We start from the raw sequence: 19129 nt of genomic DNA, 5'->3' as shown, positions 1-19129 counted from the left end.
CTCCTATCCTTCTATGAAAAAAGTGTTTCCAACACGGTGCGAAATTCCTCTATGAATAGCAAAATATCATCTTCTGTCACGGTAAGTGGTGGCAAAAGACGCACCACATCTGGTCCTGCTGTTAAGATTAATAAGTTTTCCTTAATCGCTTTCCGAACAATCTCACCTGCCATACCATCTACTTCAATCCCAATTAGCAACCCTTTGCCACGGATTCCTTTCAGTTGTGGAAATTCATCCATAAGCTGCTTTAACTGCGTAATCAGCAACAGGCTTTTCTCTAAACTACTTTTTATAACGGGAGAATGAACAAGTTCTGTCACCGTTGCCAGCCCAGCTGTTGCAGCTAGTGGATTCCCACCAAACGTACTACCATGACTGCCTGGTTGAAATGCGTTAGCCACTTCCTCTTTCGCGAGCATCGCCCCGATTGGAAATCCGGATCCCAGCCCTTTTGCGAGTGTGACAATATCCGGTTCAAAGTCATATTGTTCATAGGCAAACAAGGTTCCAGTCCTTCCCATCCCTGTTTGCACCTCATCAACAACAAGCAAAATCTGCTGATCGGAACAAATTTGCACAAGTTCATCTATCCAATCCTGATCTGCTGGAATAACCCCACCCTCTCCTTGAACAAGTTCAAACATAACAGCTGCTGGCGGGTCATGTTGAAGGCTTTTTAGACTAGTGTTATCGTTATAAGGTAAATAGGTGAACCCTGACAATAAAGGAGCAAAACCTGTTTGTACTTTTTCCTGCCCTGTAGCACTTAAAGTTGCCAGTGTTCTGCCGTGAAAGGATTTGTTGAACGTGACAATTGTGCGTCTTTCCGTGTGATAGGCGCGAACCAATTTCAATGCTGCTTCATTCGCTTCTGCACCACTGTTACAGAAAAATACCTGATCAAAATTGCTGTTATTGGTTAATAAAGTTGCCAACTGTTCTTGTGCTTCAATCTGATATAGATTCGAACAGTGCCAAAGCTTTTCTAATTGATCAGCCACAGCGTATTTCACTACTTCTGGAACATGGCCAAGGTTACATGTCGCAATCCCTGAAGTGAAATCTAAAAATGACTTCCCTGCTGTATCCCAAACATAACTTCCTTTTCCTTGTTTAATGGCAACGGGGAAACGATTATAAGTGTTCATTAACGAAGAAGTTACGGTATTTGTTTCTGCCAACTCAATCCCTCCTTATCATGTTTCAATTTTATCTAAGCTAAATGATGTTCCAATTTCCTCTCCTTGCAAGAGCCGGGGGAGACTGTTTATTTCTAGACCGTTCAAAATGACGACTTCGTTTACCCCTTGCTGCAAACTATCCAGTGCTGCTTGAACTTTTGGTATCATTCCACCATGAATGTGGCTAGAAGTTATCATCGCTTCTGCTTCAGAGGTGGTCAGCTTTGTTCGCAGATTGCCTTGCTTAAGAACTCCTGGAACATTTGTCATCATATATAGTGGTGCTTGCAATGCTTTTGCGACCGCTGCTGCCGCTAGATCTGCATTGACATTCCAGCGTTGACCTTGCTTATCAATTGCAACTGGGGAGATGACAGGGATTTTGCCTTGGCTACTGATTGACTCCAGTTCCATCGTGTTAACAGCAATAACCTCCCCAACAAAGCCAAGTCCCTGCTGATGCACAAGCACTTTAGCTTCCAGCAGCATGCCATCAACCCCGCTTAATCCAACCGCTGAACCACCATTCGCAATGATATGACGAACGATTTTCTTATTGACCGAACCCGATAACGCCATTTCCACCACATCTAACACTTCCTCAGTTGTCACGCGCATCCCATCAACGAACTTCGTTTCCATATTTAGTTCCGTGAGTAGCGAGGAAACCATTGGCCCACCACCATGGACGATAATTGGCTGATATAGATAATCACGCGCAATCGAAGCAATGTTTTTGTAAAAAGCTGCTGGAAGTTGCTCCAAGACACTTCCACCACATTTAATAACAAGATAGGACATAGACGTTTCCCCTCCTCACGTACGATAGGAAGCATTAATTTTCACATAGTCATAAGAAAGATCACAGCCCCATGCCGTTGCTTCCTGATTCCCACTATTCAAATCAATGACAATCGTTATTTCTTCTTTTTGTTGCAAATAAGCCTCAGCTGTATCTTCATCAAAAATGACTGGCATACCCCGATGAACAACTAGCGTATTGCCAATGGAGACATCTACCTTATTCGTATCGATTTCGGTTCCACTATACCCGATTGCACAAATGATCCTACCCCAATTAGCGTCTGCACCGAATACTGCTGTTTTTACAAGACTTGAACCGACGACCGTTTTACTGATTGTTTGTGCATCCTCATGCGTTTTTGCTCCTTTGACTTGTACTTCAATTAGTTTCGTTGCACCTTCACCATCTCGGGCAATTTGTTTTGCAAGATTCTGACATACAACTGTTAACGCATCACTAAATAACTGAAAACTTTCCGAATCTTGTTGTGTAATTAATGGATTGTTTGCTAATCCATTCGCCATCACCATCACGGTATCATTTGTACTTGTATCGCCATCAACTGTAATGCAATTAAACGTCTGATCTACCGCTGTCTTTAGTGCCAAATCCAGAGCAGCCGGTTCAATCGCTGCATCGGTTGTCAAAAAAGTGAGCATTGTTGCCATATTAGGATTAATCATTCCCGAACCTTTTGCCGCACCGCCAATTATCACTTGCTGCCCATCTATTTCGGTCTGTACACATGCATGTTTTGTAAACGTATCGGTCGTTAAAATCGCTTTTTCAAAATTCTCCTGAACGGAATCAGTCAAGTCAATTTGTGCAATTCCCTCTGTAAGCTTTTCCATTGGCAACTGCTCGCCAATGACACCAGTTGAGTTGACGGCTACAAGGTGATCGGCGATTCCTAATTTATTTGCAAACAAATGGCGCATTTGATAGGCATTGCTTAATCCTTCTTCACCCGTACAAGCATTTGCAACACCAGAATTAACAATTAACCCTTGAATTTTTCCCTCTGCTTGAATGCTTTCCTTTGTTACAACAAGTGGTGCTGCCTGGAACTGATTTGTCGTATATACAGCAGCAGTATTGGCAGGCACATCTGAATATAACCAACCTAAATCATTTCGTTTGCGCTTGATCCCACAATGTAATCCGCCAGCGTAAAACCCATTGGCTGTTGCAACATTACCATCAACTTCGATCAGTTTTGTTTTTGTATAAGTTTCCATTACGCCCTCCTTCTATGGATAAACCGGAATAGTATCCAGTCCTGTTTTTTCATCCCAATTGTTCATTAGATTCAGATTTTGGATCGCCTGACCGGCTGCACCTTTCACTAGATTGTCAATGACCGAAATGATCGTTAATATATTCGTTCGTTGGTCAATTGAAACACCAATATCACAAAAATTTGTTCCGTATACTTCCTTTGTTGCCGGCCAGCATTTTTCTGGTCTAACCCGAACAAAATGCTCATCTTGATAAGTCTCGTTGTACAATTGCACAACATCTGCATCTGTCAGGTGTATATTTTTTAACGATGCATAAATCGTGCATAAAATCCCTCTTGTCATAGGAACCAAATGGGCATTAAATGTTACTTTTGTCTCTGCCCCTTTAATTTGGGACAATACTTGCTCTATTTCCGGTGTGTGCTGATGACTACCAAGCTTATATGCCTTCATGTTCTCATTGATTTCCGAAAATAATGTCCCTTGTGTAGGCTTTCTACCAGCACCAGATACCCCAGTTTTTCCGTCAATGATAATCGGATAAGTTGTATCAATTATGGATGCCTTAACTGCTGGAACGATACCGAGCAGTGCTGCTGTCGGATAACAACCCGGATTAGCAATAAATGTTCTGTCGTTCAAATCCTTGCGATAGATCTCAGGCAACCCATACACAGCCATATCCAAAAACTCCTGCTCAGCGGGTGCATTTTTATACCATTCTTTATACATTTGCTTATCTTTTAACCGGAAATCGCCTGAGAGATCAATACACGGGATGCCTGCTTCGACAAATGGAGGAGCAATATCTTTCGTCACTCCTGAGGGCGTTGCAAAGAATACCGCATCCACCCGATTGATGATTTCCGGAACATGGAGTTTTTCCAATGGTAACTCTAAGACATGTTGCAACTGTGGATACTGATCCGTTATTTTCTGCCCTTGCGTCGAATGAGAAACGAGTAAATCAACCGTAACCATTGGATGATTGTGCAAGAGCCGAATTAGTTCTGCACCCCCATACCCATTCGCACCTACAATTCCTACCTTCACAAATGTCAGCCCCTTAAAAATTAATTGTGTATCATTATAATAAATATTGAATAAATATACAACAGTTATTTTAAAATATTTTAATTATTTTCTGAAGGGGTTGAATTTATAATAATTTCGTAGTTGGTATAAATGTTGGTTTCGCATTTTTTGTTGCTTTCTGACCCGCAGCCCATATACACTACGCTTTCCGGGGGCGGCTGGAGAGCCTCCTCAGGCCAACACGACGTTGGTCATGAAGGCGTTGCCACAGGACGTGGCGATCTTAGCCTTTACTCCCTTTTCGCACTGCGGGGTCTCACCTATGCCTCTCTTCCCCCAGGAGTCTACGTGTATACGGACTGCTTGCGAGGAAATATATGCTTCTCCTGTAATCAAGTATAAATATTTAAATAATTGTAATAAGATGATAAGGCACAATACCAGTAAAGGAAATATACGTATACTCCTTGAAAATAAAAACCATTTTCTGCGTGCGATGTTACGCTGTCGAAGCATTCCTTGTCCTGCGGGAAAGCGAAGTGTATTTCCGCAACGGTAGTTAATGCACAGTTTATGAATATTGTGCAACAATCTTTTTGAAAACAGACTTAATTAAAAAAAGCCCACACCTGAATTCCAAGTGTGTGCTTGTTATCGTTTATAATCATCCAAAAAATCTTTTTGAAAGCTTGTGTGCGGCTGATCCGCTTGATTTTGATTTTCCTCCAGCTGTGTAAATGGATTTTTCCCGTATTTCGTTGTCAATTCTTCAATTGCCGTATATAACTTTTCTTTTCCCGCTTCTTTTTCATAGGTAAACAAGTCAAGTTGGTGTGCAATGTTTTGTTTTTCTTCCACATCTTGAACTGTAATTCCTAGCAGGCGTATCGGTTCTAAGTTCCAATGTTTTTGAAATAATTCATTCGCAACAAAAAGAATATCCGCTTTTTTCTCAATATAGGATTGCAGCTTTTTACTTCGTGTAACTGTCTTCCGATCGTGGTAACGAATCATAATCTGAACACTTCGCCCTGCAGCTTGTTTTCGTTTCATTCTACGTTCTACATTGTCAGCAAGTTTCCCCATTAATTTCTTAATTTCGGTTTCGTTTGTTGTGTCCTCAGCCAATGTTTGCGAACTGCCAATACTTTTAAATTCATTTACCGCTTCTGGATCTACCTGTCTTGGATCAATCCCGTTTGCTCGGTTTTTCAAACGTTCGCCATTTATGCCTAAAATTTGTTTCAGTTGGTAAACATCCCAACCGGCAAGATCACCAATCGTCTTCACATCAATCGCATTTAATTTCCGTGCTGTCTTTTCCCCAACTCCATACATTTCTTCAACAGGTAATGGCCACAATTTATGAGATAGGTCCCGCTTTCTAAGAATAGTTATCCCCATTGGCTTTTTCATATCAGAGGCCATTTTCGCTAAAAACTTATTTGGGGCGATCCCAATACTACATGGCAGATCCAACTCATGTTTAATTTTATTCTGTAGATTTTCCGCTATTTTGATTGGATTCCCGAGATGCTCGCATTCCGTAATATCCATGTATCCTTCATCGATTGAAACTGGTTGAACAAATGGGGTTATGTCAGCAAGCATTTTAAACATTTCTCTGGAAGCTGCCCGGTAACGATCAAAATTAGGTCGTAAAACCATTAACTGCGGGCATAGTTTTCTTGCCTGCCATAATGTCATTGTTGTCTTGACCCCTTTAGCCCTAGCTTCATAACTACTCGTCACAACAATTCCCTTGCGTTCTTCCGGATTACCAGCAATTGCTAGTGGTTTTCCTTTCAACTTCGGGTTATAGGCCATTTCAACGGATGCGTAAAAACAATTCATATCAATATGGAAGATAACACGGCCTTTTTTCGGATACCATTGTGACATTCTATCACCCTTTACGAACGGTTGTTTCTTTTTATTTATTATAGCACAAAAAAAGGAGACTGGACATTATCCAATCCCCTCCGTTTAGATGGAGAAACACCTATATTAAAACAAATGATAATTAGTTGAATTAAAATCACATTTTTAAGTAAGATAATAATTCGATTTCTTATTTACGCTATATTTGATTTAGGGAGGAAGAGAAACGGCGAGACTCCTGCGAAAAAACGAGTGAGCCGAGACCCCGCAACGATTTTTGTGAGGAGGCTCGGGCGCTCGTCCGTGGAAAGCGAGTCGTTTCTCTGACTCCCCTTCTCCTTTTTCCATAAACGGACCCTTATTATCATTAGGTTTATTAACTTATGTGCTAATTATTTAGCCGTTTCTTGCACAATTGCTGTAACTAATTCCGTTACTTTTACTAGTTCATTAACTGGAATTCGTTCATTTGTCGTATGGATTTCCTCATAGCCAACAGCAAGGTTAACGGTTGGAATTCCATAACCTGCAATAACGTTGGCATCACTTCCACCGCCACTTTTTAGCAGCTTGCTTTCCCGACCGATTGTTTTTGCTGCATTACGGGCAACCTCAACAACTTGATCTCCTGCTGCCTGTTTAAAGCCAGGGTACATAACTTGCACGTCAACTTCTGCAGTTCCGCCAAGTTCTTCAGCAGTCGTTTCAAATGCCTCTTTCATCTTCGCAACTTGTGCTTCCATTTTTTCCGGAACAAGTGAACGAGCTTCTGCTAAAATTTCAACATAATCACAAACGATATTGGTTTGTTGTCCACCTTCAAATCGACCGATGTTTGCGGTTGTTTCATCATCAATTCGACCTAGTGGCATTTTCGCAATTGCTTTAGCTGCCAAGGTAATAGCCGAAACGCCATTTTCTGGAGCAACACCCGCATGTGCTGTTTTTCCTTTCATCACGGTAGAAATCTTTGCCTGTGTTGGTGCAGCAACGATGATGTCGCCAACTGTACCATTGCTATCAATTGCATAGCCGTATTTTGCATGGAGTAGCGAACTATCCAATGCTTTGGCACCAACTAATCCTGATTCTTCACCAGCTGTAATGACAAATTGAATATTGCCATGCTCAACATTGTTCTCTTGCAATGTACGGATTGCCTCGAAAATTGCTGCAAGTCCAGCTTTATCATCGGAACCAAGTATTGTTGAACCATCTGACACAATATAACCATCTTTAATGGATGGTTTAATCCCGTTCCCTGGAACAACTGTATCCATATGGGAGGTAAAATAAATCGAGTCAACGCCATCTTTTGTTCCTTTTAAATTGCAAATTAAATTATTCGAACCGTGGCCAGTCTTTTCTTTGCTGTTATCCTCGATCACTTCAAGTCCCAAGTCAGTAAATTTCTGTTTCAATACGTCGGAAATTTTTTCTTCATGTCCTGTTTCTGAATCAATCTGTACTAATTCCATAAATTCATTAATTAAACGATCTTGATTTACTTGGACCATTTTTATAAAAGCTCCTTCTTTTGAAATTACAATGGAATATTCCCGTGTTTTTTCTTCGGTCTATCCTCTTGTTTATTGTATAGCATCTCCAAAGCCTGCATAAGTTTAATCCGAGTTTCCCGAGGATCAATCACGTCATCAATCATACCAAGTCCAGCAGCAACGTATGGATTAGCAAATTTTTCACGATATGTATCGATCTTTTCCTGACGTGTTTTCTCTGGATTATCACTTTCCGCAATTTCCTTGGCAAAAATGATATTTGCTGCACCATCAGGCCCCATGACAGCAACTTCTGCATTTGGCCATGCATACACCAAGTCGGCGCCAATGGATTTACTATTCAACGCGACATAAGCACCACCGAACGCTTTCCGAGTGATGACGGTAATTTTCGGAACGGTTGCCTCTGAATAAGCATATAAAATTTTAGCTCCATGACGAATGATACCACCATGCTCTTGTTTAACGCCAGGGAAAAACCCTGTCACATCCTCAAACGTGATAAGCGGAATATTGAAAGCATCACAAAAGCGAATGAACCGTGCTGCTTTATCACTCGAATCAATATCAAGCCCACCAGCCATATATTTTGGCTGATTGCTTACAAGGCCAACCGATTGTCCATGAATCCGGGCAAAGCCAACAACAATGTTTTTCGCAAACTCTTGGTGAATTTCATAAAAACTATCTGTATCCACAACTTGTTCAATTACTTTCTTAACATCATACGGCCTTGCAGCATCAAATGGAACAACTTCTGTTAGGTCTGGACATTCTGCTGCACGCTCATCCGGCGTCTGTAGTGGGGGTTTTTCTTGACTATTTGCTGGTAAATACTGCAACAATTCGCGAACCTTGTCCAGTGCCTCTTCTTCACTCGCTGTCTTGATATGAGCATTCCCGCTTTTTGCATTATGAATATGTGCACCGCCTAAGTCTTCGGATGAAATTTTTTCTCCGGTTACCGTTTCAATCACTTTCGGTCCGGTGATAAACATTTGAGAGGTCTTCTCAACCATGATGACAAAATCGGTAATTGCTGGCGAATAAACAGCACCACCAGCACTTGGCCCCATAATTACTGAAATTTGCGGAATCACACCAGAATAAATCGAGTTGCGATAAAACACTTGTCCATACCCGTCCAGTGAAGATACACCTTCCTGAATCCGGGCACCACCCGAATCATTTAGGCCAATAAAAGGTACACCATTTTTGGCTGCAAGATCCATAACCGCGGCAATTTTTTTCCCATGCATTTCACCAAGTGCACCACCATAAACGGTAAAATCTTGTGCAAATAAATAGATTGGTTTGCCATTGATTTTCCCATATCCGGTTACAACGCCTTCTCCCTTAGCAATTGATTTATCCATTCCAAAGTCTGAAGCACGGTGTTCAATAAATGGATTTAATTCAACAAATGAATCATCATCAAGCAAATAATCAATCCGTTCTCGTGCAGTCATTTTTCCTTTTGCATGTTGTTTGTCAATTCGTTCATCGCCACCGCCAAGCTCTACTTGTCTGCGTTTGTCATATAGTTCGTTAATTTTATCAAAAATATCCATTATGCATCACTTCCCTCGTTCTCTTGGCACAACTCAAATAATACCCCATTTGCTGCCTTCGGATGGATAAAGGCAATTTGGCTATTATGTGCGCCACGTTTTGCTTCTTCGTTAATTAACTTAATACCATCATTTTTATATTGTTCTAGTCGTGCATCAATATTGTCAACTGCGAGCGCAATATGATGAACCCCTTCTCCTTTTTTGTCAAGGAACTTTTTGATAGCAGACGTTTCATGAAGTGGTTCCAGTAACTCAAAACGTGTTTCCCCAATCGATAAAAAGGCTACTTTTACGCCTTCTGATTCAACTTCTTCTACCGTTTCAAGCTCAAGCCCTAATGTATCGGTGTAAAAGGAAATCGTATCATCAATTGATTGAACAGCAATACCGATGTGTGAAATTTTCTTTGGTTTTTCCAAATAGGTCGCACCTGGCTGGATCAATTGTTTTATGTAATTCGCCAGTGCGTCTGTTGATGAGCCACTGGTGAAAATCTTTTTAATCCCTTTTTCAATCAAAAACGGAATATCTTCACTTGGGATCACACCACCGCCAACAACCGGAATATCGCTTGCATTTCGCTCTGCCAATGCTTCGATAATTTTTGGAAATAATGTCCGATGTGCACCAGACAACGATGATAGCCCAACAACATCCACATCTTCCTGTACAGCTGCTTGTGCTATTTGGACTGGTGACTGCCGTAAACCAGTATAGATTACTTCCATCCCATGGTCACGTAATGCTTGTGCAATGACAAGTGCACCACGGTCATGTCCATCTAATCCAGGTTTTGCAATTAAAACGCGTATTTTTCCCATCTGTCTCTCCCCTTTATCGTTAAACGTCACAAAGACCGGTGAACATCTCGGAAAAGAAGCTATGATTTATACGAGCGTTCTTCTCCGATTATTCTACTTCTATTTATACTCCTGCATACTCACCAAATTCGTCGCGTAACACATTACAAATTTCACCGATTGTTGCATATACTCTTACAGCATCTAAAATGTATGGTATCAAATTTGCTTTCTCTATTTTAGCATGCTTTTTCAGTTCCGCTAAAGCCTGATCCACTTTCTCCTGATCCCGGCTTTCTCTGATTGATTGAATTGATTGAATCTGTGCTTGTTCCAGTGCCTCATCCACTTTTAATAAATCAGGGTTTACTTCCTCATCCAATTTAAATTTGTTCAAGCCGACAATGATTTCTTCTTCACTCTCAATCCGTTTTTGAGTTTCATATGCATTATGATGAATTTCCCGTTGCATAAATCCTTCTTCAACCGCTTTTACTGCCCCACCTATTTCATCAATCCGCTCAATATATTTATTCACTTCTGCTTCTATTTGATCCGTTAATTCCTCCACATAATACGAACCGCCAAACGGATCAATGGTATCCGCTACACCGCTTTCATTCGCAATAATTTGCTGTGTGCGTAATGCAATCCGAGCAGATTCTTCTGTTGGTAATGACAATGCTTCATCACGGGAATTAGTATGCAAACTTTGTGTCCCGCCCATCACTGCCGCGAGCGCTTGCAATGTAACACGAACAATATTATTATCCGGCTGTTGCGCTGTTAATGTTGATCCACCAGTCTGGGTATGAAAACGCAACTTCCAGCTTTTCGGATTTTTGGCCTTGTAATGCTCTTTCATAATCTTTGCCCAGATTCTGCGAGCTGCACGGAATTTGGCGACTTCTTCAAAAAAATGATTGTGTGCATTAAAGAAAAAGGCTAACCTTGGCGCAAACGCATCAATATCAAGTCCAGATTCCAACGCTGCATCGACATATGCCATGCCATTTGCGATGGTGAATGCCACTTCCTGTACCGCTGTAGAGCCTGCCTCGCGAATGTGATACCCAGAAATGCTGATCGTATTAAATTTTGGAACGTGCTCCTGGCAAAACTCGAAAATATTTGTGATCAATCGCATCGATGGTTTTGGTGGGAAAATATAAGTTCCACGAGCAATGTATTCTTTTAAAATATCATTTTGAATCGTACCCGTTAATTTTTCTAGCGGGACACCTTGCTTTTCTCCAACTGCAATATACATACATAGCAACACAGATGCGGGTGCATTAATTGTCATCGATGTACTAACTTTATCAAGTGGAATTTGATCCAATAGTTGCTCCATATCGTGCAACGAATCAATGGCTACTCCTACCTTGCCAACTTCCCCTTCTGCCATCGGATCATCCGAGTCATAGCCAATTTGTGTTGGCAAATCAAAGGCAACGGAAAGCCCTGTTTGACCTTGCTCAAGCAAATAACGAAAACGCTTGTTCGTTTCCTGTGCAGAGCCAAAACCAGCATATTGTCGCATTGTCCAAAACCTGCTGCGATACATTGTTGGCTGAATTCCACGTGTATATGGATAAGATCCTGGATAACCCAGTTTTTCTTCGTACGTGTTATTTGTTTCATCCCTATATAACCGGTCTACTTCAATGTCAGATGAGGTTGTGAAGGTTTCTTTTCGTTCTGGAAAACGTTCAACGGTTTTCTCAACGTGCTGCATCCATTCTTTTTCTTGATCAGATTGAAATTCACTTTTCGTCATTGGGTAGTTCCTCCTCTAGGCGAATTTTCTATTTTCCTGATTTTTTTATACTTGTCCAATAGTCATTTTAACGATAAAATACAAGTAGCATGTGGGAATGAAGGAGGAGTAAAAGATGGCTACAAAACAAGCAAACAAACAAATGCCAAAGAAACGTTCAAAACGTGACAGACGATTTAGATTAGTTGTTTATCTTATGATACTTGCTATGGTTTTGACATCGCTTACAACAGGTTTGGCAATGTTTCTATAATAAAAAGGGTTGAAGACTGGTTAATCAGCGGGTTGCTGAGATCCAGTCTTTTTATTTTTCCGCACAACATCACTCGATTTGAATTTCTTTTTCAAACGTAAATAATCCTCAATTTCATGCAGCAAACGAAATAAATTAGCTCTCGTTTCGAATTCCTCTCTTGTTTCTGGAAGTGGTTCCTGATTAAAAGATTTACGCAAATCTTCCAGTTCATCAAGAAACAAGACCGCTGTATTACCAGGATGAACCGCATTTGCCAGCTCTTCAAAAAAACTCGCAATTGGCTCCGACGCTGAATCTGTATTTGGCAACCTGCTCACAAGCGGCAGCATTCGTTGTAATAATTCAAATTGTTTCGAACGCATCGTAAAATAGTCATCGTACGGGTGTTTGTTTCGAAATAAATGATTTTCCCTGTCACGCGCCACCAAATCATTTGCCTCTTGTAACGTTTTTTCTGCTTCCGTTAATTCCTTACCATCCCACGCTTGGTTTTTATCTCGTATGTATAATGCAATTTCCAGCAAAATCGCTTGGAAATTCTGCTCAAGTTTAGCCTGTTTTTTGGTTAATTCATTATCTAAGCTTGGCATATATAAATTTAGTAATAAACCTGTCCCAACACCAACTAAAATGAGTAAAAATTCTTCGATAATAAATGTAGTGGAAATATGTCCCGCACCATATAGTTGTAAAATAATAACAGAGCTCGTTGCGATACCAGGTGATATTTTCAAAAATACAGTTGCTGGGATAAAAAATGCTAACATAATCCCTACTGAAATTGGATTGTATCCTAGTGTTTCAAAGAAAACGTAGGAAAATATAATTGCCAAGGTACAAGCCAAAAAACGATGCCATGCACTTAAGACAGATCGTTTCCTGGAAGGTTGGATACATAAGATCGTTAAAATTCCAGCAGAAACATAATTCGTTACACCGACCAATTGAGCCAATGTAATTGCAATGGGAGTTCCTATTGCTGTCTTAATCGTTCGATAGCCAATTTTCACAATAAAATCTCCCCTATTAAAAGCTGATATAAGAAAATTGAAATTGTCTGGAATCGAATTTTGATTAAAATGGGGCTGACCCGGTTTACTTGAGACAGCCCCATCAAAACTAGGATAGCCTAGTACAAATTATACTTCCTCACAATGTTCGTCGAAGATATTTTGAAGCTTGCCCATTACAGAAACTGCTGTAAAGCCTTCTATGTCATGGCGTTCAAGCATTGTCACGATTTTTCCATCCTTTAGAAAAGCGAAAGATGGTGATGATGGTGCATATCCTTCAAAATATTCTCTGGCTTTTTCTGTTGCCTCGGCATCTTGACCTGCAAAAACGGTAACCAAATTATCTGGTCGTTTATCATAATTGATCGCATTTGCAGCTGCCGGACGTGCTACGCCACCTGCACAACCGCAAGTCGAATTGATCATTACCAATGTTGTTCCTTCACGGTTAAGTGCGTCGTCTACTTGCTCTGGCGTTTTTAGTTCTTCGTAGCCAGCTTCCATTATATCCTTGCGAGCAGCGTCGACAACGTCATTCATAAATAGATTGAAATCCATCTGAACATCCATCCCCTTAATTAATTAAGTATTGTTAAACCTATTCTTAGCTTATCAATTTTACCAACAGATTTCAATTCAAATAGATTGAAGGTAACAATCAATTAGTAAGGCTGTTTCATAAATGATTGTTGTTTTTTACACAATAGATATAAAATGCGACATAGTGAAAATCTTCTTTCATAACGCTTTCTGGTTCTAATAATGATTGTGCTTGGACTTCGCTCCGTCAGAATACTTCGCTGGTTGTGGTTCTCTGATTTATCGACAGGAGAAATGCCATGGCTTTTAACGTTACACAGACTTTTTCTCCCTTGAACCGAGAATTCACTCAAGCAATAGCTGAATGTAATGAGTTTTTAAATTACAACACCAGTGGAGGAAATACACGTAGACTCCTCGAAAATAAAAACCAATTTTCTTCGTGCGAGGTAATGCTGACGAAGCATTCCTTGTCCTGCGGGATGAAAGGCCTAGGTGAGACCCCGCAGTGCGACGAGCGAAACTTCCACCGAGTAAGCTTCAAGTTGCGAGGAGCGATACTTCATCGGAATTACTTGCAACTCAGGCGAGCACCCAACACGAGGAGGCTCAACAGCCGCCCGCGGAAAGCGAAGTGTATTTCCGGAACGGCAGCCCAACCACCATCACAACCTACTTCGCATTTTTTCTATCAACTATGAAATTTAAAAGGCAACAAATATTACGCAAACAGGGCCTTTAGTAAACATTTGTTGTATCTTTGTTCATATTCTCTAAAATTTCTTTTACCCTTGCTAGGAATTGACCGCAAATTAGGCCATCCAGAATGCGGTGATCTAGTGATAATGATAGATTGACCATATCTCTAGCAGCAAACATATCATTAACAATCATTGGCCGTTTTACAATTGATTCAATTTGCAAAATAGCCGCCTGTGGATGATTAATAACTCCCATCGAGTGAATCGAGCCAAACGATCCAGTGTTATTTACTGTAAATGTTCCGCCCTGCATATCGTCTGACGTTAATTTACCAGATCGAGCTTTTGTCGCAAGCTCATAAATACTTTTCGCAATTCCTTTAATGCTTTTTTCATCTGCATGCTTAATAACCGGTACAAATAATTCTTGCTCTTTCGCCACAGCAATCGATAAGTTGATGTCCTTTTTTTGGATAATCTTATCGCCAGCCCATGCACTATTTAATTGTGGGTATTCTTTTAGTGCCTGTGCAACCGCTTTGACGAAGAAGGCAAAGAATGTTAGCCCAAATCCTTCTTTTTGCTTAAATTCATTTTTCACTTGATTACGATATGTAACAAGATCTGTCACATCTACTTCAACAGTCATCCATGCATGTGGAATTTCCTGCGTTGAGCGCACCATGTTTTGTGCGATGACTTTACGAACTCCAGTAACTGGAATTTCGATATCACCAGCTTGTGGTTGCGGTGCTGGTTGGGTTTTAGGTGCTGATGCCGGCGCTGACTTCGGTTGAACAGGCGCTTGTTCTTGCTTAGCAGCAGGCTGTTCTGACCCTGCTTTTGGCATCTCTCCAGAGGCAATTATTTTTTCCATGTCTTTTCTAGTGATACGTCCACCTTTACCTGTTCCATTGACTTGTGTTAAATCAATATCGTTTTCTTGCGCCAAACGCAAGACAGCCGGAGAATAACGCTTTTTCATTGGTTGCTCATCGTCTGATGTGTCAGGTTTTGATTCTTCCGTAGTCTCTGTCTGCTCTGTTTTAGTGGCTGTTTCGTCTGCTGCTCCACCTTCTGTCTCGATATAACACATTAGTTCGCCCACTTCAATGGTATCTCCTTCTTGGGCAACAAGTTCTTTGATTACACCGGTAAACGATGATGGAACTTCTGCATTTACCTTATCCGTCATTACTTCTGCTATTGGGTCATACTTATTAACCTTATCACCCACACCAACTAGCCAGGAGCTAATTGTTCCTTCTGTTACACTTTCGCCTAGTTGTGGCATATTGATTTTTTCTTTAGCCATAAAGAATCCCTCCTTCTGCTTCTAAAATTCTGCTAGCTCTCGAATTGCTTTCTCTACTTTATCTGGATTTAACATAAAGTATTTTTCCATTGTCGGTGCATATGGCATGGAAGGTACATCAGGCCCAGCAAGACGTTTTACTGGTGCATCAAGATCGAATAGGCAGTTTTCTGCGATAATCGCAGCAACTTCACCAATGATGCTACCTTCTTTATTGTCTTCCGTAATAAGTAAAACTTTACCTGTTTTCTTGGCAGCGTCGATAATTGCTTCTTTATCAAGCGGATAAATCGTACGTAAATCCAAGATATGTGCGTCAATTCCTTCTTCCGCCAATTTTTCAGCCGCTTGTAAGGCAAAATGAACACATAAACCGTACGTAATGATCGTAATATCGGAACCTTCTCGCTTCACATCTGCTTTTCCGATCGGCAACACATAATCATCTTCAGGAACGTCGTTTTTCAATAAACGATACGCGCGTTTATGTTCAAAGAAAAGAACCGGATCATTGGAACGAATGGAAGCTTTTAATAAACCTTTTGCATCATATGGCGTTGATGGCATCACAATTTTCAAACCTGGTTGATTTGCAAATACCGCCTCAACGGATTGTGAATGATACAATGCACCATGAACACCACCACCGTATGGCGCACGGATGGTAATCGGACAGTCCCAATCATTGTTAGAACGATAACGAATACGAGACGCTTCGGATATGATCTGGTTGACAGCAGGCATAATGAAATCAGCAAACTGCATTTCCGCAACTGGACGCATTCCGTACATCGCAGCACCAATACCAACTCCGGCAATTGCTGATTCGGCTAATGGTGTATCAAGTACGCGCGCATCACCGAATTCATCATACAATCCTTTTGTCGCACCAAACACGCCGCCTTTTTTCCCGACGTCTTCACCAAGTACAAATACTTTCTCATCACGTTGCATTTCTTCCCGTAAAGCTGTTGTTACAGCTTGAATATATGACATTACTGGCATATTTATCTCCCTCCTTACTCTTCATAAACAAATTTTAATGCATCTTCTGGCTCTGCGTATGGAGCATTTTCCGCATAGTCTGTTGCTTCGTTTACAAGGTCGGCAATTTCTTTATTCATCTCTTCCTCTACCGCCTCGGTTAAAATTCCGGCTTCTTTTAGGTAGGCAGCAAACGTTACAATTGAGTCTTTCTTCCGGGCTTCTTCCACTTCTTCACTCTCCCGGTATTGACGATCATCATCATCACTTGAGTGTGCCGTCAACCGGTATGAAACAGCTTCAATCAACGTTGGTCCTTCCCCATTAACTGCACGGCTGCGAGCTTCTTTCACTGCTTCATAGACTGCTAGTGGATCGTTCCCATCAACCGTTACACCAGGCATCCCATATGCTACTGCCCGATCAGAAACGTTTTCACTTGCTAGCTGGCGTTCGATTGGAACAGAAATAGCGTATTTATTATTTTCAACCATTGTTATGACTGGTAATTTGTGGACACCAGCAAAGTTTAACCCTTCATGAAAGTCACCTTGGTTTGATGAACCTTCTCCTAATGTAACAAGAGAAACGACATCTTTTTTCTCCATTTTTGCTCCAAGCGCGACACCAACAGCATGCGGAACCTGGGTTGTTACAGGTGATGAACCAGTTAGAATTCTATTTTTCTTTTGGCCGAAATGTCCAGGCATTTGACGTCCACCTGAGTTTGGATCTTCGCTTTTGGCAAACCCAGACAGCATTAGATCTTTCGTTGTCATCCCAAACGCAAGTACGACACCAAGATCACGATAGTATGGTGCAACATAATCCTGTTCGCGGTTTAGTGCAAATGATGCGCCAACCTGTGCTGCCTCTTGACCTTGGCAGGAAATGACGAACGGAATTTTACCAGCGCGATTTAAGAGCCACATTCTTTCATCAATTTTTCTAGCTAAAAGCATCGTCTTAAACATGTCTAAAACTTGTTCATCCGTTAAGCCTAATGCTTCATGACGATTCGTTGTCATGTAGTAGTCCCTCCTTTATCATTATCCATGAATTTGTTTGCCATCTACAGCCAATGCTGCTTCACCCATAACTTCAGATAGTGTTGGATGTGGATGGATGCTGTCGGCAATTTCCCATGGTGTTGCATCCAAAACTTTCGCAAGTCCCGCTTCCGAAATCATATCGGTTACATGTGGGCCAATCATATGTACTCCAAGCAAATCATCGTTGGCTTTATTCGCAATTATTTTCACAAAACCATCCGATTCACCGTGTACAAGTGCTTTACCAATCGCTTTAAAAGGGAATTTACTTGTTTTTATTTCAAATCCTTGCTCAATCGCTTGTTTTTCTGTTAAACCAACACTGGCAATCTCCGGATTTGAATAAATACACGTTGGAACATTTTCGTATTCAAGTGGTAGTGGATTTTGATCTGCCATATGCTCAACAGCGACAATCCCCTCATGTGAGGCAACATGTGCTAGCTGCATCCCGCCAATTACATCCCCAATCGCATAGATGTGCGATTCTTTGGTTTGGAAAAATGAGTTTGTTTGAATAACACCTTTGTCAACTACAATATCCGTGTTTTCTAAGCCAATATTTGTCGTATTTGCCTGGCGTCCAACTGAAACGAGCATTTTTTCCGCTTGAAAGCTTTCATTTTTACCCTTAATTTCTGCTTCAATTCGTACGCCATCATCAATCGTTAACGTATCAGATAAAACTTTAGCACCCTTTTCAAATGTAATGCCTTTTTTCTTCAGGAGCTTTTCTGCTTCTTTGGCGATTGCTTCATCTTCTGTTGGTAAAATTTGGTCTAAGTATTCAATGACCGTAACATCCACTCCAAAATCTGTAAGCATGGATGCCCATTCGATACCAATCACACCACCACCGACAATGATGATCGAGTTTGGTAATTCAGTCATTTGCAATGCTTCATCAGAAGTCATTACGTGTTCTCCATCAATTTCAAGTCCCGGTAATGATTTTGGTTTTGATCCTGTTGCGATCAACACATTTTTCGGAACAATCATCGTATTCTCATCACCATTTTCATGTTCAACTGAAATCGTTCCTGGCATTGGTGAGAAAATACTAGGTCCTAAAATTCGGCCAAACCCTTCATAAACATCAATTTTCCCTTTTTTCATAAGTCCTTGTACACCTTGGTGTAGCGTACGAACGACATTGTTCTTCCTATCTTGTACTTTTGCAAAATTCAAGGCTATCTCAGCTGTTTCAATTCCATATGTTGCCGCTTCTTTTGTTTGTCTAAAAACTTCCGCACTACGGAGCAACGCTTTTGATGGAATACATCCACGGTGCAGGCATGTTCCGCCTAATTGCCCTTTTTCCACAACGGCAACGTTCATGCCAAGTTGGGAAGCACGAATTGCCGCAACATATCCGCCTGTTCCTCCACCAAGAATGACAAGATCATATTCTTTTGCCATAGGTTTCATCCTCCTTTTTATACTCTTTT

General features: G+C 41.0%; 16 protein-coding genes. 1 reads left to right on the top strand and 15 read right to left on the bottom strand.

The window, feature by feature from the left end:
- Window positions 1-11: 11 nt before the first annotated feature.
- The 9 genes from C8270_RS12840 to C8270_RS12795 all read right to left on the bottom strand — a co-directional run bounded on the left by C8270_RS12840 (window position 12) and on the right by C8270_RS12795 (window position 11820).
- On the bottom strand, window positions 12-1151 hold the full coding sequence (locus C8270_RS12840; RefSeq protein WP_106498534.1) for an acetylornithine transaminase: 1140 nt from the start codon (window positions 1149-1151) through the stop codon (window positions 12-14).
- A 48-nt stretch (window positions 1152-1199) separates the two neighbouring features.
- Complete coding sequence (gene argB / locus C8270_RS12835) at window positions 1200-1985, bottom strand: acetylglutamate kinase (RefSeq protein WP_106497213.1); 786 nt, start codon at window positions 1983-1985, stop codon at window positions 1200-1202.
- A 15-nt stretch (window positions 1986-2000) separates the two neighbouring features.
- Window positions 2001-3227, bottom strand: coding sequence for a bifunctional ornithine acetyltransferase/N-acetylglutamate synthase (gene argJ, locus C8270_RS12830; RefSeq protein WP_106497212.1), 1227 nt, complete (start codon window positions 3225-3227; stop codon window positions 2001-2003).
- Between the two features lie 12 nt (window positions 3228-3239).
- On the bottom strand, window positions 3240-4283 hold the full coding sequence (gene argC / locus C8270_RS12825; RefSeq protein WP_106497211.1) for an N-acetyl-gamma-glutamyl-phosphate reductase: 1044 nt from the start codon (window positions 4281-4283) through the stop codon (window positions 3240-3242).
- Between the two features lie 633 nt (window positions 4284-4916).
- On the bottom strand, window positions 4917-6167 hold the full coding sequence (locus C8270_RS12815; RefSeq protein ID WP_106497209.1) for a DNA polymerase IV: 1251 nt from the start codon (window positions 6165-6167) through the stop codon (window positions 4917-4919).
- Between the two features lie 371 nt (window positions 6168-6538).
- Window positions 6539-7663, bottom strand: coding sequence for a M20/M25/M40 family metallo-hydrolase (locus C8270_RS12810; protein ID WP_106497208.1), 1125 nt, complete (start codon window positions 7661-7663; stop codon window positions 6539-6541).
- A gap of 26 nt (window positions 7664-7689) precedes the next feature.
- Window positions 7690-9237, bottom strand: coding sequence for an acyl-CoA carboxylase subunit beta (locus tag C8270_RS12805; protein ID WP_106497207.1), 1548 nt, complete (start codon window positions 9235-9237; stop codon window positions 7690-7692).
- Window positions 9237-10061 (bottom strand): methylmalonyl-CoA epimerase, encoded by an 825-nt coding sequence (mce, locus tag C8270_RS12800; RefSeq protein WP_106497206.1) that lies wholly within the window; start codon window positions 10059-10061, stop codon window positions 9237-9239. Before mce ends, C8270_RS12805 begins: the two co-directional genes overlap by 1 nt.
- Window positions 10062-10164: 103 nt before the next feature.
- Window positions 10165-11820 (bottom strand): acyl-CoA mutase large subunit family protein, encoded by a 1656-nt coding sequence (locus C8270_RS12795; protein WP_106497205.1) that lies wholly within the window; start codon window positions 11818-11820, stop codon window positions 10165-10167.
- Between the two features lie 115 nt (window positions 11821-11935).
- On the opposite strand from C8270_RS12795, the gene prli42 reads away from it, so the two are divergent.
- Complete coding sequence (gene prli42, locus C8270_RS20020) at window positions 11936-12073, top strand: stressosome-associated protein Prli42 (RefSeq protein WP_158701711.1); 138 nt, start codon at window positions 11936-11938, stop codon at window positions 12071-12073.
- Window positions 12074-12093: 20 nt separating this feature from the next.
- Here the strand turns inward: prli42 and C8270_RS12790 are convergent, their stop codons facing one another.
- The 6 genes from C8270_RS12790 to lpdA form a co-directional block, all read right to left on the bottom strand.
- Window positions 12094-13089: an aromatic acid exporter family protein gene (locus tag C8270_RS12790; RefSeq protein ID WP_442785829.1), complete on the bottom strand. Its 996-nt coding sequence runs from the start codon at window positions 13087-13089 to the stop codon at window positions 12094-12096.
- 126 nt (window positions 13090-13215) lie between these two features.
- Window positions 13216-13647 carry a BrxA/BrxB family bacilliredoxin gene (locus C8270_RS12785; RefSeq protein ID WP_106497203.1) on the bottom strand — a complete coding sequence of 144 codons (432 nt, stop codon included), beginning with the start codon at window positions 13645-13647 and terminating at the stop codon, window positions 13216-13218.
- Between the two features lie 720 nt (window positions 13648-14367).
- Window positions 14368-15645: a dihydrolipoamide acetyltransferase family protein gene (locus tag C8270_RS12775; RefSeq protein ID WP_106497201.1), complete on the bottom strand. Its 1278-nt coding sequence runs from the start codon at window positions 15643-15645 to the stop codon at window positions 14368-14370.
- 21 nt (window positions 15646-15666) lie between these two features.
- Complete coding sequence (locus tag C8270_RS12770; RefSeq protein WP_106497200.1) at window positions 15667-16650, bottom strand: alpha-ketoacid dehydrogenase subunit beta; 984 nt, start codon at window positions 16648-16650, stop codon at window positions 15667-15669.
- Window positions 16651-16664: 14 nt separating this feature from the next.
- Window positions 16665-17657 carry a thiamine pyrophosphate-dependent dehydrogenase E1 component subunit alpha gene (locus C8270_RS12765; RefSeq protein WP_106497199.1) on the bottom strand — a complete coding sequence of 331 codons (993 nt, stop codon included), beginning with the start codon at window positions 17655-17657 and terminating at the stop codon, window positions 16665-16667.
- 21 nt (window positions 17658-17678) lie between these two features.
- Window positions 17679-19100, bottom strand: coding sequence for a dihydrolipoyl dehydrogenase (gene lpdA / locus C8270_RS12760; RefSeq protein WP_106497198.1), 1422 nt, complete (start codon window positions 19098-19100; stop codon window positions 17679-17681).
- Window positions 19101-19129 lie beyond the last annotated feature (29 nt).

This window comes from Lentibacillus sp. Marseille-P4043, assembly GCF_900258515.1.
Taxonomy (GTDB): domain Bacteria; phylum Bacillota; class Bacilli; order Bacillales; family Amphibacillaceae; genus Lentibacillus_C.
Note: the sequence above shows the minus strand (reverse complement) of the source record. Positions and strands in the feature narration are given on the sequence as shown.